The sequence below is a fragment of the Neisseria sp. P0021.S006 genome, assembly GCF_051956895.1.
Window position 1 is genome coordinate 1 of record NZ_JBQCWZ010000311.1, and the last position, 1533, is coordinate 1533.

General features: G+C 33.3%; 1 protein-coding gene. It reads left to right on the plus strand.

What is annotated here, in order from left to right; translation table 11 throughout:
- Nucleotides 1-1533, plus strand: a 1533-nt coding sequence (locus tag ACTHUM_RS13640; RefSeq protein ID WP_440403128.1) for a hypothetical protein, incomplete at both ends; no start/stop codon positions are given.

Consider the following 1533-nt stretch of genomic DNA (forward strand, 5'->3'; position numbering starts at 1 on the left):
TGCCTTTGTTGTTTACCCTAAAAATACTCTAATACAAAATATTGATCTAAAACTTGAAATTTTAGATTCAGTAACTTTTCTTCATTCATTAGAAGAAATGGGGTATTCCTATGATACAGCACAAGAATTGGCAAAAAAATCCGGTTATTCATTAACAGTCCTGCGACGACAGCTGTCAAAGAATGAGGCTATTCATAAGCCTGAATGGGTAGATAGTCATAATCAAGTTCTTATTCCATTTCTATTTGCTGGAGGATGGGACAGTTCTAATCAATATGACATTTCTATCCTAGAAGCTTTATCAAAAAATTTACCGTATGAGTCTTTAGAACAAGAGTTTCAAGTAAGCTTGCTTCTTAATGACTCTCCCGTTTGGGCAGTAGACTCACATAGAGGAGTAGTATCAAAAATCGATTTGTTATTTGCTATTGCACCCTACATTACTAAAGCAGATTTAGAGCGCTTCTTTGACAGCGCTAAATTAGTTTTAGGAGAAGATAATCCTGCCTTAGATTTGCCTAAAGATCAGCAATGGCAAGCTAATATATATGATAAAAAGCGTCAGCATTCTAAAGGCTTGAGAGATAGTATAGGGGAGATGCTTATTTTATTGGCTGTTCATGGTAATGAATTATTTAAAAATAGATTAGCTTTTAATTGTGAGGAAGCAGTAAATAAACTCGTGGAAGAATTATTCTCTCCACTTAACTTAAGAGTATTGCTTGCACAAGCATCTGATTTCTCAGTGTATGCAGAAGCGAGCCCAAAAGTATTTTTAAGTATTATAGAAAACGATTTGAAAACTGATAAGCAATTCTTAGAGCTAATGCAACCTGTTTCTACTGATATTTTCTCTTCACCTAAGTATACTGATTTGTTGTGGGCATTAGAGAAATTAGCTTGGGATAAATTAACAGTTGCTAGAGTGGTACAAATTTTGGCTCAATTAAGTCAAGAGGAAATCACTGATAATTATAGCAACAAACCTTTTAATTCATTATCTGGAGTTTTTAGAGCTTGGTTACCTGCTACAAATATCAATACGCAAGAACGTATTCAATTATTAAAAGAGTTAGTTAGAAAATTTCCAGATATCGGTTGGCGAATTTGTATTAGCCAATTTCCAAGTACATCTGCTCAAACAGCATTTCCAGCTAGTAAATGTATTTGGAGGAATAATTGTGCTCAAAATACAGTAACTGAACAAGATGTTTATGATTTCTGGAATGCCTCAGTAGAAATAGCATTAACTTGGGCAAGTCATACATTTGAACAATTACTTGATTTAGTCAATCATATTCATGGTTTAACACCTAAACAGCAAAATAAAATTTGGTTTCTTATTAAAGATTGGGCATTAAACCAAGCTACAGAATCTGAGAAAATTACCATGCGAGAAAAACTTCGCACGACTATTTTATCTAAAAGAGCTAAAAGAGATTCTAATAGAATTATGTTTACGGAATTGGGCAAGCAGACATATGCAGCATTAGAACCCAAAGAACTAATAGATAAATATTTCTGGTTATTTAG